Source organism: Hymenobacter sp. HSC-4F20 (genome assembly GCF_019599275.1).
Classification (GTDB): domain Bacteria; phylum Bacteroidota; class Bacteroidia; order Cytophagales; family Hymenobacteraceae; genus Hymenobacter.
The window spans coordinates 597195-622838 of the sequence record NZ_JAHZTD010000003.1 but is presented as its reverse complement, the minus strand read 5'-3'; the positions used below and the strand labels follow the sequence as shown (position 1 = coordinate 622838).

Here is a 25644-nt window from a genome sequence, read left to right as displayed (position 1 = left end):
TCGTGCTGCGGGGGGCCGTGTTGCGTTCCCCCCCCGGCAGCGTGGCAGCGCTCGGGCTCTAAGGGCCCCCTCCCGGCCAGGCCCGGCCGCAGCCTCCGGCCTGGGAGAAGCCTGAGAATAAACAGAGGAGAGCCGGCGGTACGATCGTACCGCCGGCTCTCCTCTGTTTATTCCCAGGTTAAACTGTTACTGTCGGGCACACTGGAATGGGTCTATTGAGGCATACTGTGGTTTGTGCTGTTGCTATTAGCTCCATCGTGCAAGGACATAGGTGTTCCGGATTGATATACATGGCTTTATACAAGGTGAGATTAATATCCCTTTGTGCCGTTCTTTACGTGGAAGCGTCTAACTAAATAGTAAGCAAAGAATAAGGGAGCTTCTCTTGAGAAGCTCCCTTATTCTTTGCTTACTATTTAGGACCAGCAACCACCTCAATCATGCAATTAGGTGCTAAGTATTCTTGAGCTAGCGTAAGCAATGTTTCAGCTTGTACACTTTGTACGCGCTCAACAAACTCGGAGTAATAGCTCTGAGGAAGATCATGTAGGACCTGTATCTTGTACTTATCACACTGCTCAAATACGGTACTGAGCTCATTAGCAAATTTACCCGTCATGTAATTTTTAACAGTCTGTAGCTCATCTGTTGGGATGCGCTCATTTTGTAGACGTTCAAGCTCCCGATACACCTCTTGAATAGCGGCATCAGCGTTGGCTGCATTCACATCGGAACCAATAACGAAGCTAGTAGCATGCTCGCGCGGGCCGACGCTAGAATAGATACCGTAGGTAAAGCCTTTGTCCTCGCGGATATTTCGCATCAGTCGCGAACCGAAATAGCCACCTAATACCTTTACCAGCACTTGTAGGTTGTGAGCTTGCGGGTGGGTGAGAGCCGGCCAAAGACGACCAATCCGTAGGGAGGATTGCAGGCTTCCTTTAACCGAAACATAGTCGCGGTTAGGAAGATCAGATGATACAATGGTAGGAGTGTATAGTATAGAGCTACCCGCAGGAGTTATGCTGCCGAACAGTTGTGCAATTAGCTTGTTGTGTTCGTCCGTTACATCACCGCAAAGGAAAATCTCGCTCTGAGAAAGCACATAGGCTTGCTGATGAAATTGGCGGACCTGGGCAGTTGTAACAGTTTGGAAGGCATCTTCATCGAACTTGCTGCCGTACGGACTTGCTGCCCCAAATAAATTCTGAGAGAACTGTTCAGCAGCCAGGTAGCTCGGCTTTTGCCGCTCCACACGCACGTTCTGGATGGTACGAGCTTTGAGCAAGGCAAACTCAGGCTCAGGAAAAGTAGGCTCGGTTACTATATCAACTACCAGTGGCAAGAGTTTTGGTAGGTGGCGGGTAAGGCAGTATAACGTGAGGGTAGCACGGTCAAAGCCTTGCTCACACTCCAAAGAGGCGCCATAGAAAGCTACTTCATCGGCTATTTGTCGGGCGGTGCGGGTGCGGGTGCCTTCAAGCAGCATGCGGGCTGTGAGCAAAGACACACCCGTACTGGGTTCATACCACTTGCCCGCTTTACATACAACTTGTAGCCGTACCACGGGCTGGGCATCATTGCGCAGAGTGTGCAGGCGGGCTCCATTAGGGAGCGAAAACACGTCAGCCGCGGGCAGCGTTACGCGGGCCAGCGGCTGAACGGGAGGAGCGACTTTTCGGTCGAGCATCAATAAGAGAGAAAATTAGTTGGACGTGTCACCGGACGAGCCGAAAGCTTCACTTAGCTCGTTGAAGTTGAAGTGCAGCGACACTCGTAAAGTTTGTGCTAACGGGTTGGCTTTAGAGTTAGGCACCAAGTAAGTGCCATCGACCCCAAAAACCTGGTAACGCACGCCGGCGCCGAAGCTGAGGTATTGCCGGTCGCCCTTTATAGGGTTTTCATAGAAGTAGCCTACGCGGGCCATCAGCAAATCGTTGTACGTGTACTCAATGCCGCCCGAGAGGTTGATTTCCTTTAACTCCTCGCTAAAGCCACCGGGCGCGTCGCTAAAGGAACTGGTGATGCCCTGAACAATGCCAAAATCAGCGCGGCGCTCGTTTTCCGCTACCACTGTCGGATCGTTGTCGGGCACTCCTTCTTTGTAGTACGGGGTGGGCACCAGCAGCTTATTGGCATCAACCGTAAAAGTGAGCTTGTTGTAAGGGTCAAGCTCTTTGGTGATGGCCGTGCCCAGCTTCAGATTAGTGGGCAGGAAGTTCTGCTCATCGGTATAGGAAATCTTATTGCCGATGTTCGACACGGTCGCGCCGAAGGCTAGGTTATACTCACCGGCACCGATGGTCAGGTCGGTAGTGTAATATGCTCCCAGATCCACCGCTATGGCGTTACCCGGCTTAAAATCGATTGTGCTACCAGTGAGATTGGAGCGGACGTAGCGCGCATTCAGGCCAACCCCAAACTTGTCGCTGAGCTTTTGCCCGTAGCCGACGCTGAAGGCGTATTCTTTGGGGTTGTAGGTGCCTTTGTCGGTTCCTCTTTCGTCGCGGTACTGGATAGAGCCCAGATCGAAATACATCAGGTTGGCCGAGAGGGTAGACCGCTCGCCAATCTTGGTAGTGCCGCTCAAATAGGCCAAGCCCATGTCGTTGGCAATGGAAGCCAGCCAGGGCGTGTACGAGGTGGCTACGCTGTACTGATACCGCACAAAACCTAGCTTGCCCGGGTTGTAGTAGCCAGCGTTGGCATCGGGGCTGATAGCCACGCCAGCCTCTCCGAGGGCGGCGGAACGCGCATCGGGGCTAACGGTAAGGATGGGAACAGCGGTGGTGATGGCATTCACCCGGGTTTGTGCGTGTGCACCAGTGGCCAGACCCAGCAGACCCGGCAGCAGCATGGAGCGCAGGGTCAGTTTCGTTAGTGTCATAGAGGAAGAGAAAATAGAGGCGGAAGGTAGGCGAAATGCGGCAGCTTTTGGTTAGTTAAGTAAAACCAGTTTTTCAAACTTAGAAGCAGTAGATCCGTCGCGGGGGGAGCGGACGCTGACGCGGTAAACGTACACTCCACGGGCTAGTTGGTCTTGGTATTCGTCGCGGCCATCCCAACTGATAGAGGCAACGTGGGGGCCGCTGCTGAGGGCTGAGGCCTGAAGGGTACGGACGAGCTTCCCAGAAACTGTGAAAATCTGAACTTGTACCTCTAGCTCCTCTCCCTGGCGGTTATGGTCGAAGTGGAAAGTGGTAGCAGTTGCGAAAGGATTGGGATAGTTCAGTACGTGCTGCAGCGCGAGCTTTTCGGTAGGAGCCGCAATAAACTCAATAGCTCGTTCAGCAGAATTATTCCACGTATCCCAGGCTTTCACGCGCAACTCATGCGGCCCGGGGCTGAGGCTCTTGAACAGGTATTTCACCTGGCCCGCCTGAAAGCTATCCACTTTCGCGGTGTAGAACTCATTCAGTATAGTTACCTGGGAAGGGTCTCCATCCAGAGTGGCGGTGAGGTCGTGGCCGATGCCCGTGCCGGCGGTGTTGATGCCACTCTCGTCGCGCAGATTGCCAATGAGGGTGGTAGTAGTGCCTGTTAAGCCCCCAAACACAAAGCTGTTCTCATTATCCATGAACAAGCGGATGCGGGGTGGGATGGTATCGCGGAAGGCCAGCTGGGCCGCGTCGCCGATGGGCACCAGCAACTCGCCATGGGCATCGGTGCGGGCGGCGGCGTCGGCGGCGTAGAGGCTGATCTTGCCCAGACCTACTTGGTAGTTGATATCCTTCGGAACCACGAACTGCACGCGGAACTGCCCGTTGCTTACCGTGGCTGGGCCATCGTAGAGCACGTTCTCGCGGATGGCAACGGAAATAATAGAGTCCGTTGGATCGTTACCGAGAGTTTTAACGATAGACTTCTTTTCGAATACCTGAATCTGTGCCGTTCCGGTAAAGCGCGTGTCGCGCTGGCCGGCCCGTTGCACTTCGCCCTTTATCTCTACCTGCTGCAGAGCTTTCAACGTATCCAACTGCGTGAAACTAGCCGACTTGCCATTTATTTCGGTTACTGTGGCTTCCTGCTTGGGGTAGGCCAGCCGCATGGAGGGGTCGCCGAGTAGCGCGTAATTGCGGTTGTTGTCGCCGGATACGGCAGCGTTTTTAGTGGCCAGGCAGATGTCACCCATACGGGGCATGCTGCCATCGGAGTGCGGGGTGAATAAGTCGCGGAAGAACTCAACGGCCATGTTCTGATTCCGGTCGGCGTACACCACCCTGGTCGTCGTGAACAGCCCAATGGCGCCACCCGTGATATCCGTCAGCGACTGTTCGCCGGCCGAAGTGAATTCCGGGTTATCATAGGTGCTAAAGTCGCAGGTACCGGTAAAGAGGAAGGCCAGCCGGTTGCTGTTCTGCAGGCGCAATACCGATGCATTGGTCAGAATCTGTTCGTCGGCCCATCCTTTGGGGCCGCCGTGCCCGATGTAGTTAATCAGCAGGGAGCCCTGCTCAAATGCTTCGTCAATGGCTTGCTCCGCTGCCGGCGAGCGTTGCCCCGCCGCCACAACCAGTTGCGGATACATGTCCAGGTAATGTTTATACACGTTGTACCCACGCGCCGTAGCAAGCGTATCGAGGGGGGAGGTCAACTGCTCGGTGTACGTAGTAAACAGGTTGGTGTCGCCGTCGTCGCTCACGAAAGAAAGCCGGTTGCGCCACTTGCCGTAGCTAGTCGGCGAATCATACGCAATCAGCTTGTCGATTACCAAGCGGGCCTGGTCCGCGGTACGAACCGGCAGGCGCCCAATCCCGATATCGAGTAGCTCCGAACTGGTGTTGGGTATCCAGGCGCCCTCGGTGTCATCCAACAGGCCGTAGTAGTCATCGGAAGAATAGGTAATGCCCTGGCCGCCGGGACGGGCGCCCATAATCAGGTCGAGCCCTTCCGCTGACTCGTACACTGGCACAAAGTTCTGGTTGATCTTGTCGGCGTTGGCGGGGAGCCGGTCTTTCCACCAGGCGGGCAACTGGTCGGCCTTATTAGCAGGGTCGGCCTTGTAGTCGTAAGAAGCGTCACCGAACAGCAGCAGATACTGCCGCTTGCCGGCGGGGGCCCGGTCGTACACCATCTTCATAAAATCCCGGATGGCCGAGACATCCTGGCCACCAGATCCAAACTCATTGAATACCTGGGTAGTCGTAACGACTTGGGTAGTTAGGCCATCGTGAGTGGTGCGGTGGGCGGCCAGCCGGTTAGCTTCGGTCAGGAAAGCAGGATGCGTCAGGATAACTAGTTCCAGCTTGCCGTCGAGGTTCAGTGCGTGCAGGTTCTGGGTGGCTACCCGGCCGAAGTTACGCGGGGTAGGAAAGCTACTGCCGCTGAAGGCTACAAATTCGCGCAGCGTGTCAGTGCGAGCCAGGAACACACCATTGGTAGCTACTACCTCATTGACCCGGCGCGGGTTGGTGACATCCCAGATACTAACTCCAGCGGCATTAGCTAGCTCAAACTGGCTAACGGCCGCGGGGGCAATGTTTTCCAGAGAGCGAAATTCCAGCTGGCTGCCTGTAAAACGCAGCTGGCGGCGGGCGTTCAGTTCCAGATAGTCCAAGTAGCCCTTGGCGGCTGGGTCGTTGCTTCCATTGTAAGTAAGGTCGACCTTGATATCGGTAGGAGCTGAGGCAGGCACGGAGTAGTTCAGCGTCGTCAGGTTGGTGTTGCCTACCTCAGGGTAGCAGCCCGGCCCTCCCGTGCAGAAATACCCCGGCACTACTTGGCTAGCGGCTGTTTGTCCGTTGATGCTGGTTTGAAAAAAGGTAGGGGCCACTGAGGCAGCCGCCACCGACGACGTCACCTGCACGGCCGTGTTCGGGACCAGGTCGGGCACGGTAAAGCTAACGGACCGTTGGTCGGTGGCAGAAAACTGTTCACCCAGCCACAAACGACCCGATTTAGCGAGATTTACCAGCTCCCGCTCGTAAAATTGTCGCTCCGTAAACGCTGTGATACGAGCGGAGGCAGAGCCCGTAACCACGGGTGCAGCAGCCACCCGGCGGCCGGCGCTGCTCCCTACTGTCAGGAAGTAGTAGGCTGTATCGGTGTAGGGGTTTTGGTGGTGTTGAAAGCGGGCAGCACTGCCGGCGCGCGTCCAGGTATGGGGGCCGCGGGCGTAGAACAGGAAGTACTCCGCGTCGTCGAAGGTAGCATTAGCATCCCCCACAAAGCGGATGTTGTTTTCTACCAGGTCATCGGGACGAAACGTTTGGTTCGGTTGGGGCAGGGTGCCCATGGCGTTGCCAAACAGACGTAGCCGCGCCGGATCGAGACTCTGCACGTTTAGGCCCAGATCGGCCAGCGCTTTTTTATCGAGCTTATAGATGCCGCTGGCCGGCACCCCAATCTTGTACCAGTCGCCCTGGCTGAGCACTGAGGCACGGGCATAAGTGCGGGCGCTGGCCCCCGGCCGTTGGGCCGCGGTAGTATAGGCGTAGGCGAAGGATACCAGCTTCTCGGCCTGGCCGGTTTGCGGATTGCGCCGCAGGGGCTGAACGGCCAGCAGCGTTACGGGCTGGTGCTGGGCCAGGCCACTGGTCAGCCGGAGGGCGGGTAGGGTAGGCAGGGCAGCTAGATCGAGCTGGCGCGCATCGGCAGCGGTCAGTGCCTCGTAGGTAGCATCGCGCAACGCGCCGGTGGTTACGGTGCCGGCCAGCTGGAGCTGGTAGGTGCCTACCTGTTCATTCGGGGCAAATGCCGCCCCCTTGAAGGAAGGAACTCGCCGTTGCTGACCCCGGACGGTAAGCGAAACCGTACCCGCCCAGACAATGCGGGCACGCACCACCTGCTCGGTAGCCTGTGCCTGCGCTGGCCTGCCTGCTCCACCTAGCCCCAGAAGAATAAACAGCCAGAAAGTAAAATACCGCATAGAGGGGGCGCAGAAGTCAATACAAATAAAAAGCGGCGACTTTCGGGAGGAAACAGGCGGGATACGAACACAGTTCAGCGCAGAATAGGTAACTGCCCAGTTCGGAAAATATTGCGGGGGCAGGCCGGAAAAAATGCTGTTCATGAACGAAGGAGCATAAGGCTCTGGGAGTAAGCAGTCGGCCCTAAGTAAAAGCGGTTTATGCCTGGGTTACCGGCGCCTTGGGGCGCGTGAGCAGGGAAAGCAGCACGTAAAGCAGGATAATAGGCGGAATGGCAGCGGCGCCGAGCACTAGTAGTAAGATAACGCTGAGCAGCAGAAATAGAAAGCGAACCTGGTTGCCCTGCCAGCGAAACGACTTGAATTTGAGGGCGAAAAGCGGCAGCTCCGCTACCAGTAGCCCCGACAGTGCGATGGTAAGCCCGACTAGCAGCCACGGTTGCAGAATAAGCCAGGTAAGGCCAAAGGTGTCGTGCGCTAGAATCAGGGGGAGCGAGGCTACTACCAGCGTACAGGCTGGGGTAGGCAGCCCGATAAAAGAATCTGACTGGCGGGTGTCGTTGTTGAACTTGGCAAGGCGCAGGGCCGAGAAGACCGTTACGATGAATCCCGCGTAGGGTAGCCAGGCGGGCAGGTCTGCGCCGGCCTGCCGGAGCAGGTCGAAGAGAAAGGCGCCCGGCACTACTCCAAACGATACCACGTCGGCCAGTGAGTCCAGGTCTTTGCCGATGGGGGAGGACACGTGCAGGGCCCGGGCCAGCAGCCCGTCGAAGAAATCAAACAAGGCCGACAGGCCCACAAAGTAAGCCGCTGTTTCCAGTTCGCCGGCGAAAATGTGGCACAGCGCCAGGCAGCCCGAAAATAAATTAAGACATGTAACGGCGTTTGGGAGGTGTCTTTTCAAGGGAGGAGTAACTAGATAAGATATAAGGTCGGAAACGTGTCGGGGCGGTGGGATTCTACCGCAGAAACGGGTTGGTGTTTCGTTCCTGCCCCACGGTGGTAGCTGGCCCGTGGCCTGGGTACACCACGGTGTCGTCGGGGAGGGTAAGCAGTTCGCTTTTGATGCTGGCAATAAGCGTGGCGTAGTCGCCGCCGGGCAAATCGGTGCGCCCAATGCTGCCCTGAAAGAGCACGTCGCCCCCGATAACGGTACTGGTGGGAGCGTGGTATAAAACAACGTGGCCGGGTGCGTGACCTGGGGTAAAGCGCACCTCCAGCTCTGTAGTGCCAAAGCGGATGGGCTCCCCGACCTGCAGGAAACTGGTAGGCTCGGCCGGAGTGTAGCGTGCAAAGCCGTAGCTAGGCGCATACGCAGGCACAGACCGCAGCGTGGCCAGATCAGCCTCGTGAATCAGAAACGGAACCTGGTACGTGTCAAGAATAAACTGATTGCCGAACACGTGGTCGATGTGGCAGTGGGTGTTCAGCAGCAAAACGACCCGCAGCCCTTGTTGGGTAATGAAGCTGTGGAGAGCTTCCTGCTCGGCCCGCTCGTAGCAGCCCGGATCAATCACCACACACTCGCCAGTGGCATCGTGGAGCAGATAAGTATTCTCGGAAAACGCGTTGAAAGTAAAGCCGGAAACGGTCATGCAGGAAAGAGAAAGGGCCGGTTGTCCGGCCAGGCAGATTTACGAGGGTAAGTTACGAGTCTTGGGGCGAACGGAAGCAGGCAGGGGAGTCCTGAACCGTCGGACTCAAGCGAGCAGTAGACCCCCGGCGGGCACCTAGCTGGCCTGGACGGTGTTGTGTATTTCTCTCTTACCTTGCCTGCCATGACACGCGTTGAGTACTTACTTATTGGGCACGGCATTGCCGGGGCTACCTTGGCGGCGGAGTTGCGCGACCGGGGCCATCAGGTGCTGGTGTTCGATACGCCCCAGCCTGATTCCGCCTCGCGGGTAGCAGCCGGCCTGATGAACCCCGTGGCCGGCAAGCGCTTCGCGCTGGCTTGGCGGGCGGCAGAACTGCTCCCCGCAGCGGCCGTTTTTTACCGGGCCCAGGAGCAGCGGCTGGGCCAGCAGTTTTTCCACGAGCTACCTATTCTCAAGCTCTTTTCGTCGGTGGGGGAGCAGAATTCTGTGCTGGCCCGCAGTGCCGACCAGCCCTGGCAGGATTTTGTGGCCGATACTACGGGGGAACTGCCCACGCGCCCCGGCGTGCGGCAGGAACTGGGTGGCCTGTCCATCCGGCGGGGCGGGTACGTGCGCGTAGAGGAACTGCTGACGGCCTTAAGTACTGACGGGCTCCGTCAGGGGTGGCTACTCTACGAAACTTTTGATTGGACCCAGCTTGTTGCCCAGCCAGATGGTAGCCTCATCTACGCCGGCCGCGTGCACGCCCAGCACGTTGTTTGTTGCGAAGGGGCGGCGGCCGTTCACAACCCGTACTTTCAGTGGCTGCCCATCACCCCTAATCAAGGCGAAGTGCTGGAAGTAGAGTGTGCGGGCCTGCCCGCGGCTGAAGTACTGAATAAAGGGGCCTACGTGGTGCCACTTGGCAACCATCGGTTCCGGGTTGGGGCTACGTACCGTTGGCCGCCCTTCGCCGAGGGTACCACGGTGGAAGCCCGCCAAGAATTAAGCCAGCGCTTGAGCGAGATGACGACCCAACCATTTGTCGTCATCGGGCAGCGGGCGGGGGTGCGGCCCGCAGTGCGCGACCGGAAGCCGCTGCTAGGCACCCATCCGACGGCTACGAACGTACATATTTTCAATGGCTTGGGCTCGAAGGGGGTGATGATGGCGCCCCGTTTGGCTCAGGTAATGAGTGACTGGTTGGAAAAAGGCATCGAGCCCTGGCCCGAGGTCAATATTCGACGGTATCTTACGTTATATTCACCGGCCTCGGCTTCGGCTGGCCCGGCTTCTCCTGCGTCCCGCTCCTAGCTTTTCCCTATGAAGCACATATTCTTCCTCTCCCGGTCCGCTTTTCGGCGGCCGGTCGGCTTGGTCGCCTTGGCGGCGGGGCTGGCGTTTTCCGGTCAAACCGCGCGGGGGCAAACCGCCCAGGAGCCCTTCGGGCGCGTGCGGCTGCAGTACAAGAACTTCGACTGGCTGCAGCTAAGCACCCAGAACTTTACCATTTATTATTACGCCGGGGGAGAAGCTAACGCCCGACACGCGGCTGAGTACGCGGAGAAGGAGTTGCAGCGCATTACCGGCCTTATTGGCTACTACCCCTACTCGAAGACCACCATTATGCTCTACAATTCCGTGGGCGACCTGCGGCAGAGCAACGTAGGCCTCGACGCGGATAAGTACGCCACCGGTGGCGAAACGTCCTTGGTGCGCTCCACAAAGGTGCAACTGGCGTTCCAGGGTCAGCAGACACGCTTCAAGCAGGATTTGAGCAACCGTATTACCCGCGTACTGCTCAATGATATGATGTACGGAGGCTCCTTGAAAGAAGTCATCCAGAGCAGTTACCTGCTGCAACTGCCCAACTGGTTTATCAGCGGAGCTTCGGCCTACGCCGCCCAGGGCTGGAGCGTGGAAATGGACGATTATATGCGGACCATGACCAAGGAGCACGAGGGCAACCGCACGGCCCCCTTCTTCCTGCGCAACCCCGAGCTGGCGGGCCAGAGCGTCTGGAACTACATTGCCGAGCGTTATGGCTACACGTCGGTGCAGAACATTCTGAACCTGACCCGCATTACCCGCGACGTGGAAGTGGGCATTAGCTCCTCGCTGAACGTACCCTATAAGGTGTTTCTGAAGGATTGGCTCGGCTACTACCGGCAGCTGAACGCCCAGCCTCAGACGCCCTACCAAGAGGCCAACGATGCCCGCCGGGCAGTACGCATCAACCGCCGCGGCACCATCTACAGCCAGCCCGTGCTAAGTCCGAACGGGCAGCGGCTGGCTTTTGTGCAGAACGATTTGGGTCGTTACCGGGTGGTGGTGATGAACAAAGACGGTCGCGGCCGGGACATCATTCACCGCGGCGGCTACAAAACGCCCGACCAAGAAGTGGAAACCCGCCTGCCCGTGCTGGCCTGGCGTGGCAACAATCAGCTGGCCATAGCGGAAATGGATAAGGGGCAGTTGACACTGCAGCTCCGTGAGGCCAACGGCGGCATTCCCAACATGGTAGCGCGCCTAAAAAGCTTGGTGCCCACGTTCGGGCGTAGCACCTCTCTGTTTGCGCAGTACTCCCAAATCACAGATTTAAGCTACTCGCCCGATGGCAAATCGTTGGTGTTTAGCGGGGTACGCAATGGCCAAACAGACCTGTACCTGCTCCGGGCGGGTAGCCGAACGCCGGAAAAGCTAACCAACGACGTCTTTGACGACGTGGAACCGGCATTCCTGCCCGGGGGCAGCGGTATCGTGTTCAGCTCGAACCGCTGGCTGGATTCAGCGGGAACGGCACGGGGTAGCTTCGGCACAGTAGTCAACAACTACGACCTCTACCTCTACCATCTCGATGGCCGGCCGCAGCCGGTGGAGGTGCTGGCCAACACCATTTCCAACGAAGGGCGCCCCCGCGCCATTTCTGATTCGGAAGTGCTGTTCCTGAGCGAGGAAAGCGGTGTGCGCAGCCTCTACCGGCTGCAGCTGGCGACCAAGAAGTATCGTCCCGTTACCAGCTTCCTGGCTAACATCAAGAACTACGATTACAACCCTGCGACCAACACGCTCGGGTTTGTAGCGGCGCAGGAAGCCCGGGACTATATCTACCTGTACCCCAACTATCAGCTGCCAGATTCGCTCGCGCTGTACAAAACCGCCCGGCAGGAAACCCTGGAGGAGCGTTCCCGGCCCGCAAAGGCTGCGGCCCCGGTAAATAACCGCCCTGGCCCAACCATTGCCAACGCCACCCAACAGACGGAAACTGCCCCGACCGGTACTACCCCACCAGCCACTGCGCCAACTCCCGCGCCTACCACTTCGGAGCCGACTCCCGCGGCCCCGAAATCTGCCGGGCGCATCAACACCAGCGACTATGAGTTCGACGAGGACATTCCGGCCTCGCGGGCTACCCCCACTACCCCGGTTAAGCGCCGGGCGGCTACAGTGGTAGCCCTGCCTCAGGCAGCTCCTACGGAAGCCGCGACGCTGCTAGGACCCTTCCGCTACGACACCCGTTTCAGCATCGATAACGTAGTTTCTTCCCTCTACGCCGACCCACTACTGGGGCTGGGGCTGATGGGACAGGTGAATATGTCGGATCTGATGGAAGACCACCGCATCCGGGCCGGCATCTTTGCTCTCACTGACCTGCGCACCAGCAACATCTTCGCCGAGTACACCAACCTCAAGCACCGCGTCGATTGGAGCGTGCTCTACCAGAAGCAAGCGTATTTCTTTGATAACGAGACGACGGGCCGCACCCGCTTTGGCCGCCACGAAATTGCGCCCACCATTGCCTACCCGCTCACCCACAACCTGAGCGTGCGCGGCGGCCCCCGCTTCGTGAACGTCAGCCGCCGAACCTTCAGTATGCTGACTGGGGACAATGATAGCAACACCAGCTACCTCGGGGGCGCCGGCGAGTTGGTGTTCGATAACTCAGTGGTGACCGGGGTGAACATGCTGCAGGGCACGCGCATGAAAATTGGTATGACCCGGCTCTACGACTTCGAGGGCGGCGACAAGGATTTCACCAAGCTGTACGTAGACCTGCGGCACTACCAAAAAATTCACCGGCAATTGATTTGGGCCAACCGCGTGAGCTTCGGCCAGTATATTGGGGGCGGCTCGTCGCAGCCGTTTTTCCGCCTGGGTGGGATGGACAACTGGCTGAATGCCGATTACGAGAAAGGGCAGTTGGTATCGAGGGAAGACAACGTGGTAAACCCCGCCGATGTACCGCCAACCCAGATGTTCTACCAGCAGTTCGTGACCAACCTGCGTGGCTTTGACTACAGTAAGCGGATAGGGCAGAAGTACGTGCTATTCAACACGGAGCTGCGCTTGCCCATTATTCAGTACTTCTCGCGTAACCCCATTGAGTCGGGCTTCTTCCGCAATCTACAGCTTACGGCTTTCGGGGATATGGGCACTACCTACTCGGGAACTAACCCTTTCAGCGTCAATAACTCCAACAACACGCAGATTTTGCCGGGCAACGGCAACAGCTTCTCTGCCACAGTTATCAACTTCACCAACCCCATGCTTTATGGCTACGGTGCCGGCATCCGGACCACCATGCTGGGCTTCTACGTGAAAGGGGATGTAGCCTGGGGCCGGGAACAGTACACTGAGAAAGGCCCCAAGCTCTACGTGACGCTGGGCTATGACTTCTAATATCACCCTACATCTGTAGGGTAGCGGGCCGCTCACCACCAGGGTGAGCGGCCCGTTGCGTTTACAAAAAGCAGCCTTTAACGGACCGCTGGCCCAGCGGGTTGGGGTATTCGGGGGCAGATGCGGAAGAATCCGGGAGTTGGGTTGTATCTTTGCGGTCCTTTTACCAGCCGTGTTGCCGTGACGCTTCTAAGCGAAATTTGGGTGTTGATGCAGAAGGACTTTCGTCTGGAGTGGCGCCAGCGCGCAGCCCTGAACGGCATGCTCCTCTACGTGGGCAGCACGGTCTTCGTCTGCTACCTGAGCTTCTCCTTACGCGGCGGCCAGCTTCCGGCTCCGGCCTGGAACGCCCTGTTCTGGATTGTGCTGCTGTTCTCGGCCGTGAATGCCGTGGCCAAAGGCTTTTTGCAGGAAAGCCGGGGGCGCATGCTTTACTATTATACGGTGGTGCGGCCCCAGGCCGTAATTCTGGCGAAAATCGGGTACAATGCTCTGCTGCTGCTGGGCCTGGCGCTGGTGGCCTTCGGGCTCTACGCCGTGGTACTGGGCAACCCGGTGCAAAACGTGCCTCTGTTCGTGGGCAATGTGGTACTGGGGGCCGTGGGGTTTGCCAGCACGCTCACGTTGGTATCGGGCATTGCGGCCAAGGCCACCAACAGCAGCACGCTGATGGCCGTGCTGGGTTTTCCGTTGATGGTGCCCATGCTGCTGCTGCTCATCAAAGTATCCAAGAACGCGCTGGACGGTCTGGAATTTGACGCCAGCCAAAGCTCCTTGCTAACGCTACTGGCCCTGAACATGATTGTTGGGGCCGTATCGTACCTGTTGTTTCCCTTTCTGTGGCGCTCCTGAGGTGATGGTAAACACTGACGCATGAACTATCCGCTGCGAAACCTGCTTACTGTCGCACTGCACCCGGGACGCGGCTGTTGCTTGCTTGCGGGCCGCTACCCCGGCGAAATGCCGCGCATTGTCCAAGGGCCTTACTTTTTACTTGCCTGTCCTCATGTCTAAGAATTGGTGGAAAGCCTTGAGCGTGGTGCTACTGCTGTACGTGGCCGTAGCCGGCTTACTGCTGCCAGTGCCGCGCCTTGCCATTCTCAACGAGAGCATTCGTAACCTCTATTTCCATGTGCCCATGTGGTTCGGGATGACCTTCATCCTGATTGCTTCGGTGTACTACTCGGTGCGCTACCTGCGCACGCCTACTCCCGAGTTGGATATTCGGGCCCATGAGGCGGCGCGCACGGGAATTCTGATGGGGGTAGTGGGGTTGGCTACCGGAAGCATCTGGGCCAAATATACCTGGGGCGCGTGGTGGACGAACGACCCTAAGCTCAATGGCGCGGCCATTGCCATGCTGATCTACGGGGCCTACCTCGTGCTGCGCTCTTCCTTTACCGACGAGCAGCAGCGGGCCCGCGTTTCGGCTATCTACAACATCTTCGCCTTCGCCACGGCTATGCCGCTGTTCTATATCCTGCCACGCCTCACGGATTCCCTGCATCCCGGGGCCGGCGGCAACCCGGCCTTTGCCAAGTACGACCTGGACAGCAACATGCGCCTGGTGTTCTACCCGGCCGTTATCGGTTGGACTTTACTGGCTTTTTGGCTGGCTCAGCTAGCTAGCCGCGTTTCCCTGCTCAAACTCAAAGTGTATGAAAAACAGCTTGCCTAAGCTGCGCGCTGCGCTGTTGCTCCTGGCAGCCTTGCTGCTGCCCGTGCTGCAGGTAGCCGCCCAGGCTACCACCTCCAACGAGCCCGAAATGGCCGATGCCCTGCGTCAGAGTGGGAAAATCTACGTGGTAGTAGCCGTCATTACGGTAGTGCTGGCGGGGCTTTTGCTCTTTCTGATTTCTCTGGACCGCAAGCTGAGCCGTCTGGAGAAGGAAGTGAAAGAGTAAACTAAGGCGGTTGTAGCCAGCCTGTGTACTACGCAAAATCATCTGCCGTAACACCGCTATTTCCTGTTTTTGGCGGACCTTTGCCGCTGCTTTTGTTGTTCTGAATGTCCTCGGCTCCGGGGTGGAGCCAGCCTGTTGTAACCCGACATGAAAAAAGCCCACATTCTTGCCGTTGCCATTATTGCCGTGGCTATTGGCATTATCATGAGTGCCGCTGGAGACGCTAGCGTGTACGTTTCATTTAAAGAAGCCCGCGAGCGGGCGGCCGAAGGAAACCTGACCAAGGTGCACGTAGTGGGGCGCCTACCCCGCGACGGTCAGCAGAACATCCTGGGCCTGGAGTACAACCCGGTGGTTGACCCCAACTACTTTGCCTTCACTCTGGTGGATACCAACCGTATTGCCCAACGGGTGATTTACTACAACCCCAAGCCCCAAGACTTTGACAAGTCGGAGCAGGTAGTGATTACCGGCGCCATGCGTAACAACCTCTTTGTAGCCGATAAAATCCTGCTGAAGTGCCCCTCCAAATACGTGGAGAAAGACATCAAGGGTGCTACAGCCTCCCTCAACTAATACCTCTACTACCTCCGTATGCGCAACAGGTACCGAACGGCTAAGTCAGACACGAGAAGAAGTTCTCTTGGGTGGCGGACGGCTGTTAGTGGCTTGTTGCTGTTGCCGGGTTCGTTTCCGGGGGCGCAAGCACAAGCTGCCAACGACAACATCGAAAACCGGCGGGTGCTGAGCCTCAATGAGGCGGTGGCCTCTAACACAACTGGGTGCACAGTGCAATGGGCGTGCGTGGATGAAAAGCTTACCGGCAAGTGCATTGAGTATCACAACGACCAATGGTTTGAGTTTACTCCCCGCACGACGGGCCGCTACTACGTCAACATCGGTGGGCAGCAGTGCCGCGACACCCGCGGGGTGCAGCTGGTGGTCCTGACCGGGGAGCCCTGTAATCCGACCACCTACCGGGTACTGTCCTGCACCTCACTGGGTAGCCAGGATGATGTATTCGTCACGCTCGATTCTTTGCGCGCCGGTCAGCCCTACTTGCTTGACGTGGATGGCTACCTCAAGGACTTCTGCCAGTTTACGGTGGCTATCAGCGACAAACCCCGGGGGGTGCCGGCTCTGACGCTGCCCCAGGTAGCCGCAGTAGCAGCCTCGGCCAATCCGGTGGTTACGCTGCGCTGGACACTGCCTGACTCGGTGGGTGCCCCACGCAGATTTCGGGTGCTGCGGCGCGAGGCGGCGGCATTTCGGGCCGGCGAGGTAGCTGCGGTGCCAGTGCAGCGCACTACTTACGGTGCCACCAGCCCCGAGTACACCTGGACGGATACCCTAGCGCAGCCGGGACGCTATCTGTACCAGGTCGTAACGGACGGGGAGGGGCCGCCGCTAATTGTGCAGCAGCAGTGGTATGCTTACCGCCTACCTCTGCCGCCGACTGATAAAGCCAAGGCCCAGGCCACGGTGGAAGCTACGCAACGAGCTGCTAAAGCGCAGCAGACTTGGGAACGGCGCAGCCACCGCGCCCGGATGAAACGATTGGCCGGGCAGCGGCTCTAATATCTTAAACAAGTTCATGTCGGCCGGGTAGTATACCGTCGGGCTAACATTTCCTCTTCAACGCAGTAGCCATGTTGAATACACTAATCGGCGACGTCGGACACCTGGGAGTTATTGTGGCGTTTGTAGCCGCCGCCGTAGCGGCGTACTCCTACTTCAAAGCCGGGCAGGGCCGCACCCTCGGCGACACCGACGCCGCCTGGCTTCGGCTAGGACGGGGCGCTTTTGCCATGCACGGGCTGGCCGTGTTTGTGGTTATTGCCGCTCTGTTTGGTATCATCCACGGCCACCGCTACGAGTACTACTACGCCTGGAGCCACAGCAGCAACCACCTGCCAGTGTACTACATGATTTCCTGCTTTTGGGAAGGGCAGGAAGGAAGCTTCTTGCTCTGGATTTTCTGGCACGTACTCATCGGGTTTGCCCTGATGCGCTACAGCCGCCGCTGGGAAGCCCCCGTGATGGTGGTGTTTGCCGGCGTGCAGCTTTTCCTCACCTCCATGATTCTGGGGGTAGTGCTGGGCGACCTGAAAATCGGTTCTTCGCCTTTCATTCTGCTGCGCGACTTTATGCCGGATCTGCCGGTATTCAAGCTCAACCCTGACTTCGTGCCCAAAGACGGCACGGGTCTGAATGCCCTGCTTCAGAATTATTGGATGGTCATTCACCCGCCCACCCTGTTCCTGGGCTTCGCCCTGACCCTGGTGCCGTTTGCCTACGCCGTGGCCGCCCTCTGGAAGGGTGAACTGACAAAGTGGGTACGTCCGGCCATGCGCTGGTCGCTGTGGGGTGGGTTAGTACTGGGCGTGGGCATCATGATGGGCGCCTACTGGGCCTACGAAACCCTCAACTTCGGGGGCTACTGGAACTGGGACCCGGTGGAAAACGCCGTGTACATTCCGTGGCTGGTGCTGGTGGCCTCCTTGCACGGGCTGGTGCTGTGGCAGCGCAGCCGCACGGCCCTGCGCACCTCGTTCGTGCTGGTTATTGCCACCTTCCTGCTGGTGCTCTACGCTACCTTCCTGACCCGGAGCGGGGTGCTGGGCAACGCCTCCGTGCACTCCTTCACCGACCTGGGCCTTTCCGGACAGCTAATTATCTACCTGCTGGCGTTTGTGGTAGTGGCCGTGGCCTTGTTGGTGTGGCGCTGGAAACAGATTCCGGTTTCTCCCAAGGAACTGACTACCTACAACGCCGAGCTGTGGGTGTTCGTGGGCGCGACGGTGCTCTGCCTGGGCGCGTTCCAGGTGCTGGTAACAACCAGTATCCCGGTGTACAATGCGTTCCTAGGCTTTATCGGTATCAAGTCTAACCTGGCTCTACCCGCCGACCAGATTCAGCACTACACTAAAATCCAGCTGTGGATGGGCGTGGGCGTGGCCTTCTTCTCGGGGCTGGCGCAGGTGATGTGGTGGCAGAAAAACAACAAGGACTCGCTGACCAGCTCCCTGACGGTGCCTGGCATTCTGACTTTGCTCGGCGCGGCCCTCGTGATTCTGCTGGTGCAGTACTACGGCCTGAAGATGGAGGCCAGCTACATTGTGCTGCTGACCACCGCGCTGTTCGGGGTGCTGGCTAACCTGGGTATGGTGTTTACGCTGATGAAGCGCAAGGTGAGCCTTTCCGGCGGCGGCATAGCCCACATCGGTATTGCTCTGATGCTGCTTGGCATTCTGGCTTCGGCCGGCTACTCCAACATCATCAGCCAGAACGTATCGGGCCTGCTCTACTCGCGGGAGTTCGATGAAACCACCAACCGCGACAACGTGCTGCTGTGGCGCAACGACAAAGCCCCTATGGGCAAGTACGACGTGAGCTACACCGGCCAGTACTTCGACGCGCCCGGCGTGCCCGGCTACATCGACAAGCAGCTGCTCTTCCGTACCGCCGATGAGTACAAGGCCCTGGCCCGCGCCGACATCAAGCGCGGGGACAAAGTGTACTACAAGGCCGGCGACACGCTGGAGATTCTGCCCGAGAACACCTACTACCGGGTGGAGTATAAGGACCGCAAAACCGGCGAGGCCTTTGTGCTCTACCCCCGCGCGCAGGTAAACGAGGAAATGGGAGAGGGCCTGCTGGCCTCACCCGATATCAAGAAATTCCTCGACCACGACATCTACTCCCACATCAGCGCCGTGCCCCCACCCGACAAGGAGAAGGACTGGAGCGAGGTGAAAGAGCACGTGCTCAGCGTGGGCGACACGATTTTCCTCAACGACTACTTTGCCGTTTTCCGCGGCGTAGAGCCAGCTCACCAGACGGCCGGCCTGGGCCTGCAGAAGGGCGACCTGGCCATCCAGGGCGACTTCCTGGTATTCGGGGAAAAGAAGCAGTACCATGTGCACCCGGTATTTGTGGTGCGCAACCGCATGATTGGCCGCGTGCCGGATGAGGTAGAAGACCTGGGCCTGCGCCTGAGCTTCCTGGCCGTTGATCCTCAGCAAGGCAAATTCACTTTTGGCGTGAGCACCACCCAGAAGGACTACATTATCCTGAAGGCCGTAGAAAAGCCCTTTATCAACCTGCTCTGGAGTGGCACCCTGCTCATGGCCGTGGGCTTCGGCATGGCCATCTACAAGCGCCGCCGTGAAACGGAGGCCGTAGTAGAGCCAGCAGACACTGAAGCAGCTCAAGTGGACTACGACTATACGCCCAAAGCTCCGAAACGCCAGGTGGCCTAAACAGCCCCGCTACAAGTCAGAAAAGCCCAGGCTATAAATAGCCTGGGCTTTTTCGTTTTGCACTAGTGTAAGGTTGGGGCCTAATGCTGCTGGAAACAGTGGTGCCCGCTGCAGGCAGGGAGAAGAAAGCAAAGACTAGTCACGGTAGCATATGAAAAAGGGTAGTCCGACGGACTACCCTTTCTTGAGGAGTTGAAGGAAGAAGTGCTACTTCTGCACCACAATGTTACCAATCATGTACTCGTCGCCGGCCAGAACCTTCACGATGTACATACCATTGGCCAGGTGAGCCAGGCTCACCTTGTTCTCGAAGTTGTTGCGGATGGAAGTAGTGTGTACCCGCTGGCCCAGCGTGTTCAGCACCTCTACCTGCAACGCGCCCTTGGTAGTTACGCCGCGTACGTCAATGGCCAGCTCGCCCGCCGTGGGGTTCGGGAACATGGTAATAGCGCGGGTCAGGGCTTCGGAGCTACCCGTAACGGTAGCGGTGGTAAGGCGGAAAGGGCCAACCAACTGGCTCTGGTCCGTTGCGCCGCAGTTGCTGCGCACATACACCTCGTATACCGTGTTGGCCGTCAGGTTAGACAGCGCAACGGTGGGCCCGGTACCTGTTGCGGTAGTGCCAGCAGACGCAGGGTTGAAGCCCGCGGGGCCGTAAATGATGTTGTAGCTAGTGCCGGCAGTAGGTACCCCGGTAAGCCGGATGGTGGCACCGGTGCTGGTGATGTTCGTGAAGCTTGCATCGGCCACAATGGGGCAGCTCAACTGCGTACCTACAGTAGCTTCCACCGCAATGCGGGTCCGAAGGGTAGTGGAAGTAATGGCCGTCCAGGCGCCACCCGGCACTTGGTAATAAAAAATCCCGCTCCGTAGTGGATCCTCTACCTGATAAGCCACGGCCGGGTTAGTAGTCAGTTCCCGGACCGCTACGTAGAAGCCCCCCGTTACGCGTATGCTTGGTACGGGCAGAGTTACTGAGCCGCCCGCCGCGGTGCGCGGCCGAGCCGGCGTGGCATACAAAACAGTGCCAGGCAGGCCGCCGGCTCCAGTAGCATCAAGTACTACCAGCTGGTAGGACGACACATTGTTAGCGGAAGGAGCAAACGTTGCTTTCACTTCGTTCACGTACGTCGGCTGGCTTACTGTGTAAAGCGTAGCCAGCATGCCTCCCGCCGAGCCCACGCCCACGCCGGTGGCGTTGTACGGTTGAGTATCATCAACGTACGCTAGGTTGCCGGACGTCACTACCTGCGTGTAGCGCAGGGTGTTGTTATCGTTGTTGTCGTCGGCTGCAACAGCTACCGTCAGGTTGTTGGTGCCGGTAGCCAACGTGGCTGGGTAGGCATCGAACGTAACCGTTGCAATGGCTCCAGGCGCCAGTAGCGGCACCGTTTTGGTGCTCGTAAACGTGTTGGCCCCGCTCACAGTAAGGGTCACGGGTACGTTGGTCATGGAGTTCAGCCCGCGGTTCTGAACGGCCGCGGCCACGGTGTGGGGTAGGGAGTACGGCGTGGCCAGCTTGCCCAGGGTGTGAATAACGGTGACGGAAGCATCCTGGGGCTGGGAGGCATTGAAGCGGTAGACCAGGCCCGAGGTGGGCCGTGAGATGCTTCGCACGTTGAACACGTCGCCGACATAGTTACCCGCCAGGAAGGTAGGCGCCGTCCAAGCTGCCGTGGAGGTTTTCAGCACGGTCAGGGTTTGGCCAGCGGCTGGGCCGGAGCCTTTCAGGCCGACTGCGGCGGTGCGCAGGGCGTCGGTAGTTCCCGGGTTAGCCGTGAACGTGCCGTACACAAAGTCTACGCGGTTGAGCGTTTCGTAAAGCTTTACCTGGAAGCTCGCCGTGGAGTATTGCTTGGCCACGTTCCCCGAGGCTTTGTCACTCACATTCTTCCACTGAATGGTACACACCCGGTTGGGCGCAGTGCCCGAGGTAAGTACGCGGTATTCCGTGGTAGTGGAGCCTTCCAGGTCCAGGTTGAAAGGCAGAATCAGGTTGGTTTCCGCGCTGTTATCCAGCGGACCCTTGAAGGGGCTCTGCGGTCCTTCGTAAAAGTAGGGAGCCACCGGAGCGGTAGTGCCTAGCTTCAGGTAGCCGTTCGTGTTGAGCACGAAATCAGTAAACGTCTGGCCGTTGTACTGAAAAGAGAAACCAATGGGAGTAGCCGCCGAGTTGGCATCGTCGGTGTTGGGAGTGCTGATAACAGTGCCGTTAGCGGCCAGGTCAACGTAGGTTCCCTGGCCGGCAAGGCTGGCCAGAGTTGTATAGGCGAACTGGGCCTGCGCCGACAAAGTGCCCACGCTGAGCAAGGCCCCCAGGGCCAACCGCTTTGGAGTGAGCAGATTCGGGTAAAGTTTCGACATGAAGAAGGATTGGGATGTGAGAATGAAGACGTCGGCGGAATGGAAAAACGAAAAATCGTCTTTTCAAAGTAAAGCCATTTTTAGGGACATATGGTGTAAAATTGATTTATTTTTTGCGGATAAAATGCCAAAAACATACACAGAAACGGATTTTCATAGAATAGCTCATACTAGCAGCGCGGAAGGGTTTTGACCGGATTGCCTAGCTTCGGGCGGCACGCTTTACCCTCTAAGCCGGTGCTGCTGAAAGGAGGCGGGCGCTAGGCTCTTTTCTCAGTGGCCCGGCATAAGAAGAAATTGAAATTACATTCCGCTGGCTTCTCCTCTTTAACTGCACGCACATGGCTGTTTATCGTATTGGGCTGCTAGGGGCCGGTCGGGTAGCCCACCACCTGGGCCCAGCCCTGGCCCAGGCCGGGCACCAAGTGGTGCACATTTGGAGTCGCACGCTCCCCGCGGCTCAGTCCCTGGCCAGCTCGGTTCGGGGCGCTACGGCCGGAACCGAGCTGGCTGCGCTACCTCCCGCTGAGGTCTACATCATTGCCGTGCCCGACGGGGCCGTGCCGGCTGTGCTGGCGGCGGCCCGCTTCGCGCCGGGCGCTTTGGTAGTTCATACTGCCGGGGCCCTGCCACTGGCCGTGTTTGCGGCCCGGCCGGAAGTGCGGGGTGGGGTTTTGTATCCGCTTCAGACGTTTAGCCCGGGCCGGCAGATTGCCTGGGCGACGGTGCCGCTGTGCGTGGAGGCCGCCGAAGCCCACGGGCAGCAGCAGGTGCTGGAACTGGCTGCTTCGCTCAGCGCCGATGTGCGGCTGGTTAGCTCGGCGCAACGCCTGCACCTGCACGTAGCGGCGGTGTGGGCGTCTAACTTCCCCAACCACCTGCTGGGTATCAGCCGGGCGTTGCTGACGGAAGCAGGGTTGCCGTGGGAATTGCTGCACCCCTTAATTCAGGAAACTATCGATAAGGCGTTGACTCAGCCTCCTTTCAGGGTGCAAACCGGTCCGGCCGTGCGGCACGACGAGGGCACCCTGGCCCGTCACGAGGCCGCCCTGCAGGGTCGGTCCGAGTGGCAGGCGTTATACAAAGCACTGAGTACCAGCATTCAGCAGGTGCAGGCGCAACTAGCCGTAAACAATGAGCCCGGTGTATAGCTTTGATTCGGGTAGCGGGCTGCGTACCTTCGCACCCGCATTTTTGCCTCGTTCTCCTAGCGTTACGCCGTGAAAGCCGTAAACATCACCTTTAAGTTTCAGGACGGCCAGCCCGACCAGACCCACGTGGCCGCTCAGGGCGAATCGGTGCTGGACGTGGCCCTGAACAACGATATTCAGCTCCAGCACAACTGCGGCGGCGTCTGCGGCTGCAGCACCTGCCACGTATACATCCTGCAAGGCGAAGACGACCTGCCCGAAATTTCGGACAAGGAAGAAGACTTTATCGACCGTGCCGTAAACCCACGCATCAATTCCCGTCTGGGCTGCCAGTGCGTGGTGCAGGGCAACCAAGATGTGGTCGTGCTTATTCCCCCGCAGGAGTTTCTCGGCCACTAGGCAGGTAGCAAGATAGCGCGTGTGCTACGTGCTGTGTGCCTTGTACTTGTTCGTGCGCCTTTTACTTTCAGCGCATTCCCCACATTTCCCGTTACCAGATGAACCACTTTGAGCCCCCCATGCAGTGGAGCGACCATGAGGATATTGCCATGGCGCTGTACGAAAAGTTCGGCGACGACTTCAGCGAGGCCAAAATCTACCGTATCCGGTTTACCGATTTGCTGGAGTGGGTCCTGACCCTACCCAACTTTGAGGGTACCCGCGAACAGGCCAACGAGGGACACCTCGAGCAGATTCAGGCCAAATGGGTGTATGAGTGGCGCGACAATCAATAATACGCTTCCTCGCGGCACTGGCGGGCCGCGGTAGCCCGTCAGGACCCGGCCTATGCCTACCCACTTTGCTTCTGCAGCTGTTTAGATGACGTTTTCTGCTACCCCCCCCGATCTGCGGGCTATTCAAGGATTTATCTTCGACGTGGACGGGGTCCTGACCGATGGCACGCTGCTGGCCCTGAACTCCGGGGAGCAGGCCCGGGCCTTCCACATCCGGGATGGCTACGCCGTGCGCCATGCCCTGGCGAAAGGCTACCGCGTAGCCGTTATTTCGGGCCGGGAGGAGGAAGGTGTGCGCAAGCGGCTGGAGTCGCTGGACGTGCGCGACATTTTCCTGGGAGTTGATGATAAGATGAAAATCTTCAATACCTACATCAACACCTACCGCCTTGACCCCAGCCGCATTGCCTATATGGGCGACGACGTACCGGACCTGGAGGTAATGCGCCGCTGCGCCATTGCTGCCTGCCCCGCCGACGCCGCCGCCGACGTGCGCGCCATCAGTAACTATACCGCCGCCCTGCCCGGCGGCCACGGCGCCGTCCGCGAGCTGATTGAGGCCGTACTTAAAGCCCAAAATACGTGGTAGCGCCTCCAATAGGCCACTTACTTACCCCTTATACCCCTAGTTGCCCTTCGCGAAAGTAGAGTTGCGCTTTTCTAAAATCCCTCTATATTTACCCCGACCATCATTCACCTTATTACTCTTTCTTTTTTCATGAAAACAGGAACCGTAAAATTCTTTAATGAGTCGAAGGGCTACGGCTTCATTACGGAAGACGGTACGAAGGAAGATTTCTTCGTCCACATTACCGGCCTTAACGGGGGCCAGATCCAGCAAAATGACCGCGTAGAGTTTGACACTCAGGAAGGCCGTAAGGGCGTTAATGCGGTGAATGTGAAGAAACTGTAAACAAGCTGTTGGCTTGAGTTTTTAGCATATGTAGAAAGCCTCTTCCGAATTCGGGAGGGGCTTTCTTGTGTGGGTTCTCATGGGGTAGTGCATCTTTGCCGTAGTCCTGGTCTTGTTTGCTTTTCTGCTCATGTCTGCTGCGCCGCTGCCTTCTGCTTCTCGCTCCGTACCGGGGCCTCCCGCGGCACCGGAGCCGGGCAACTGGCGCCAGATGGCCCGCTTGGTGCGCCTGCCTAACCTGCTGATTATGGGCCTGTGCCTGCTGCTGGTGCGGGCATGTTTGCTGCTACCTGGCGCCGGGTGGCAGCGGGTGCTTACTCCCTCCTTCGGGCTGCTGGCCGGAGCGGCCCTAAGCATCGGGGCCGCGGGCTACATTATCAATGATTACTACGATGTCAAGATAGATGCTATTAACCGGCCTAACCGCCTGGTGGTGGGCCGGGTGGTGAATCGGCGCCATGCCATGCTGGCCCACCTGCTGCTTTCCGGAATAGGCGTGGCCATCAGTGGATTTCTGTCGCCGTTGCTGGGGATGGTTAACCTGGGGTCGGCGCTACTGCTGTGGGGGTATTCTGTGCGCTTCAAGAAGGTAGCGTTGGTGGGCAATCTGAGCATTGCCACGCTTACCGCTGCCCTGGTGCTGCTGCCCGACCTGCAGGCCCGAACAGGTAATACGACCGTGTGGGGCTACGCCCTGGCGGCCTTCCTGCTGACGGTAGTGCGCGAAATACTCAAGGATGTGGAGGACATGCGCGGCGACGCCCAGCACAATTGCCGGACCCTGCCTATTGTGTGGGGCGTCGCCCGTACCAAGTGGGCAGCCGGTTTTTTCCTAGCCTGCCTAGTATTGCTGGTGATGGGAGCCAGCTATAACGCCCTGGTTACGCGCCGGTTCTGCCTGGGGGCGTGGCTGCTGGTGGGCGTACTCGGGCCGCTACTGGCCCTGGCTAACCACCTGCGCCGGGCCGACCGTAAGCGCAACTTTTCCACCTTAAGCCTGTGGTGTAAATGGATTATGCTGGCCGGCATATTGTCTATGCTGGTAGTAGCTGCATAGCCGCCAGCTAGTTAGCGCCGGAGCCGGAAACCGCCGGCGACTAGGTGCCGGAGGCCGCCCCCGACAACCGTAGAGGCTACTGTTCCGTTAGGAGGATAGTGCTGCTGCCGCCCAACTGGCTTCCTTGCTGAGCT

General features: G+C 58.4%; 20 protein-coding genes. 14 read left to right on the top strand and 6 right to left on the bottom strand.

The window, feature by feature from the left end:
• Positions 1 to 412: 412 nt before the first annotated feature.
• The 5 genes from K3G63_RS18700 to K3G63_RS18680 all read right to left on the bottom strand — a co-directional run bounded on the left by K3G63_RS18700 (position 413) and on the right by K3G63_RS18680 (position 8463).
• Positions 413 to 1690: a pitrilysin family protein gene (locus tag K3G63_RS18700; RefSeq protein WP_220615629.1), complete on the bottom strand. Its 1278-nt coding sequence runs from the start codon at positions 1688 to 1690 to the stop codon at positions 413 to 415.
• Positions 1691 to 1705: 15 nt separating this feature from the next.
• Positions 1706 to 2887, bottom strand: coding sequence for a type IX secretion system outer membrane channel protein PorV (gene porV, locus K3G63_RS18695; protein ID WP_220615628.1), 1182 nt, complete (start codon positions 2885 to 2887; stop codon positions 1706 to 1708).
• A 51-nt stretch (positions 2888 to 2938) separates the two neighbouring features.
• Positions 2939 to 6868, bottom strand: coding sequence for a type IX secretion system sortase PorU (gene porU, locus K3G63_RS18690; RefSeq protein ID WP_220615627.1), 3930 nt, complete (start codon positions 6866 to 6868; stop codon positions 2939 to 2941).
• A gap of 199 nt (positions 6869 to 7067) precedes the next feature.
• Positions 7068 to 7772 (bottom strand): CDP-diacylglycerol--serine O-phosphatidyltransferase, encoded by a 705-nt coding sequence (gene pssA / locus K3G63_RS18685; protein ID WP_220615626.1) that lies wholly within the window; start codon positions 7770 to 7772, stop codon positions 7068 to 7070.
• A gap of 55 nt (positions 7773 to 7827) precedes the next feature.
• On the bottom strand, positions 7828 to 8463 hold the full coding sequence (locus K3G63_RS18680) for an MBL fold metallo-hydrolase (RefSeq protein ID WP_220615625.1): 636 nt from the start codon (positions 8461 to 8463) through the stop codon (positions 7828 to 7830).
• A gap of 183 nt (positions 8464 to 8646) precedes the next feature.
• On the opposite strand from K3G63_RS18680, the gene K3G63_RS18675 reads away from it, so the two are divergent.
• From K3G63_RS18675 to ccsA (K3G63_RS18640), 8 genes are all read left to right on the top strand, one after another.
• Positions 8647 to 9759: an FAD-binding oxidoreductase gene (locus tag K3G63_RS18675; RefSeq protein WP_220615624.1), complete on the top strand. Its 1113-nt coding sequence runs from the start codon at positions 8647 to 8649 to the stop codon at positions 9757 to 9759.
• Positions 9760 to 9768: 9 nt separating this feature from the next.
• Entirely contained in the window at positions 9769 to 13125 is a 3357-nt protein-coding gene (locus K3G63_RS18670) for a hypothetical protein (protein ID WP_259404557.1), read from the top strand.
• A 210-nt stretch (positions 13126 to 13335) separates the two neighbouring features.
• Positions 13336 to 13977 carry a heme exporter protein CcmB gene (locus K3G63_RS18665; protein WP_220615665.1) on the top strand — a complete coding sequence of 214 codons (642 nt, stop codon included), beginning with the start codon at positions 13336 to 13338 and terminating at the stop codon, positions 13975 to 13977.
• A gap of 154 nt (positions 13978 to 14131) precedes the next feature.
• Positions 14132 to 14803: a cytochrome c biogenesis protein CcsA gene (gene ccsA / locus K3G63_RS18660; RefSeq protein WP_220615623.1), complete on the top strand. Its 672-nt coding sequence runs from the start codon at positions 14132 to 14134 to the stop codon at positions 14801 to 14803.
• Positions 14784 to 15029, top strand: a complete 246-nt coding sequence (locus tag K3G63_RS18655) for a CcmD family protein (RefSeq protein WP_220615622.1) — start codon at positions 14784 to 14786, stop codon at positions 15027 to 15029. Before ccsA (K3G63_RS18660) ends, K3G63_RS18655 begins: the two co-directional genes overlap by 20 nt.
• 147 nt (positions 15030 to 15176) lie before the next feature.
• Positions 15177 to 15605, top strand: coding sequence for a cytochrome c maturation protein CcmE (locus K3G63_RS18650; RefSeq protein ID WP_220615621.1), 429 nt, complete (start codon positions 15177 to 15179; stop codon positions 15603 to 15605).
• Positions 15606 to 15698: 93 nt separating this feature from the next.
• On the top strand, positions 15699 to 16607 hold the full coding sequence (locus K3G63_RS18645; RefSeq protein ID WP_220615620.1) for a hypothetical protein: 909 nt from the start codon (positions 15699 to 15701) through the stop codon (positions 16605 to 16607).
• Positions 16608 to 16678: 71 nt separating this feature from the next.
• The gene (gene ccsA, locus K3G63_RS18640) at positions 16679 to 19291 is read left to right on the top strand and encodes a cytochrome c biogenesis protein CcsA (RefSeq protein WP_220615619.1); all 2613 of its coding nucleotides are present in this window, start codon (positions 16679 to 16681) and stop codon (positions 19289 to 19291) included.
• Between the two features lie 207 nt (positions 19292 to 19498).
• Here the strand turns inward: ccsA (K3G63_RS18640) and K3G63_RS18635 are convergent, their stop codons facing one another.
• Positions 19499 to 21655, bottom strand: coding sequence for a T9SS type A sorting domain-containing protein (locus K3G63_RS18635; RefSeq protein ID WP_220615618.1), 2157 nt, complete (start codon positions 21653 to 21655; stop codon positions 19499 to 19501).
• Between the two features lie 341 nt (positions 21656 to 21996).
• Between K3G63_RS18635 and K3G63_RS18630 the strand changes: the two genes are divergently transcribed.
• The 6 genes from K3G63_RS18630 to K3G63_RS18605 all read left to right on the top strand — a co-directional run bounded on the left by K3G63_RS18630 (position 21997) and on the right by K3G63_RS18605 (position 25510).
• Positions 21997 to 22806: a Rossmann-like and DUF2520 domain-containing protein gene (locus K3G63_RS18630; protein WP_220615617.1), complete on the top strand. Its 810-nt coding sequence runs from the start codon at positions 21997 to 21999 to the stop codon at positions 22804 to 22806.
• A 69-nt stretch (positions 22807 to 22875) separates the two neighbouring features.
• Positions 22876 to 23205: a 2Fe-2S iron-sulfur cluster-binding protein gene (locus tag K3G63_RS18625; RefSeq protein ID WP_220615616.1), complete on the top strand. Its 330-nt coding sequence runs from the start codon at positions 22876 to 22878 to the stop codon at positions 23203 to 23205.
• A 98-nt stretch (positions 23206 to 23303) separates the two neighbouring features.
• The gene (iscX, locus tag K3G63_RS18620) at positions 23304 to 23540 is read left to right on the top strand and encodes a Fe-S cluster assembly protein IscX (RefSeq protein ID WP_220615615.1); all 237 of its coding nucleotides are present in this window, start codon (positions 23304 to 23306) and stop codon (positions 23538 to 23540) included.
• 85 nt (positions 23541 to 23625) lie between these two features.
• Positions 23626 to 24129 carry an HAD family hydrolase gene (locus tag K3G63_RS18615; protein WP_220615614.1) on the top strand — a complete coding sequence of 168 codons (504 nt, stop codon included), beginning with the start codon at positions 23626 to 23628 and terminating at the stop codon, positions 24127 to 24129.
• A 129-nt stretch (positions 24130 to 24258) separates the two neighbouring features.
• Positions 24259 to 24453 (top strand): cold-shock protein, encoded by a 195-nt coding sequence (locus K3G63_RS18610; RefSeq protein WP_110978692.1) that lies wholly within the window; start codon positions 24259 to 24261, stop codon positions 24451 to 24453.
• Between the two features lie 130 nt (positions 24454 to 24583).
• Positions 24584 to 25510 (top strand): geranylgeranylglycerol-phosphate geranylgeranyltransferase, encoded by a 927-nt coding sequence (locus tag K3G63_RS18605; protein ID WP_220615613.1) that lies wholly within the window; start codon positions 24584 to 24586, stop codon positions 25508 to 25510.
• The last annotated feature ends 134 nt before the right edge of the window (positions 25511 to 25644 follow it).

Excerpts from the sequence above, each read along its gene's own strand:
- K3G63_RS18700 (WP_220615629.1), bottom strand. The coding sequence starts at position 1,690 with ATGCTCGACCGAAAAGTCGCTCCTCCCGTTCAGCCGCTGGCCCGCGTA.
- porV (WP_220615628.1), bottom strand. The coding sequence starts at position 2,887 with ATGACACTAACGAAACTGACCCTGCGCTCCATGCTGCTGCCGGGTCTG.
- porU (WP_220615627.1), bottom strand. The coding sequence starts at position 6,868 with ATGCGGTATTTTACTTTCTGGCTGTTTATTCTTCTGGGGCTAGGTGGA.
- K3G63_RS18680 (WP_220615625.1), bottom strand. The coding sequence starts at position 8,463 with ATGACCGTTTCCGGCTTTACTTTCAACGCGTTTTCCGAGAATACTTAT.
- K3G63_RS18675 (WP_220615624.1), top strand. The coding sequence starts at position 8,647 with ATGACACGCGTTGAGTACTTACTTATTGGGCACGGCATTGCCGGGGCT.
- K3G63_RS18670 (WP_259404557.1), top strand. The coding sequence starts at position 9,769 with ATGAAGCACATATTCTTCCTCTCCCGGTCCGCTTTTCGGCGGCCGGTC.
- K3G63_RS18665 (WP_220615665.1), top strand. The coding sequence starts at position 13,336 with ATGCAGAAGGACTTTCGTCTGGAGTGGCGCCAGCGCGCAGCCCTGAAC.
- ccsA (WP_220615623.1), top strand. The coding sequence starts at position 14,132 with ATGTCTAAGAATTGGTGGAAAGCCTTGAGCGTGGTGCTACTGCTGTAC.
- K3G63_RS18655 (WP_220615622.1), top strand. The coding sequence starts at position 14,784 with ATGAAAAACAGCTTGCCTAAGCTGCGCGCTGCGCTGTTGCTCCTGGCA.
- K3G63_RS18650 (WP_220615621.1), top strand. The coding sequence starts at position 15,177 with ATGAAAAAAGCCCACATTCTTGCCGTTGCCATTATTGCCGTGGCTATT.
- ccsA (WP_220615619.1), top strand. The coding sequence starts at position 16,679 with ATGTTGAATACACTAATCGGCGACGTCGGACACCTGGGAGTTATTGTG.
- K3G63_RS18635 (WP_220615618.1), bottom strand. The coding sequence starts at position 21,655 with ATGTCGAAACTTTACCCGAATCTGCTCACTCCAAAGCGGTTGGCCCTG.
- K3G63_RS18630 (WP_220615617.1), top strand. The coding sequence starts at position 21,997 with ATGGCTGTTTATCGTATTGGGCTGCTAGGGGCCGGTCGGGTAGCCCAC.
- iscX (WP_220615615.1), top strand. The coding sequence starts at position 23,304 with ATGAACCACTTTGAGCCCCCCATGCAGTGGAGCGACCATGAGGATATT.
- K3G63_RS18615 (WP_220615614.1), top strand. The coding sequence starts at position 23,626 with ATGACGTTTTCTGCTACCCCCCCCGATCTGCGGGCTATTCAAGGATTT.
- K3G63_RS18610 (WP_110978692.1), top strand. The coding sequence starts at position 24,259 with ATGAAAACAGGAACCGTAAAATTCTTTAATGAGTCGAAGGGCTACGGC.
- K3G63_RS18605 (WP_220615613.1), top strand. The coding sequence starts at position 24,584 with ATGTCTGCTGCGCCGCTGCCTTCTGCTTCTCGCTCCGTACCGGGGCCT.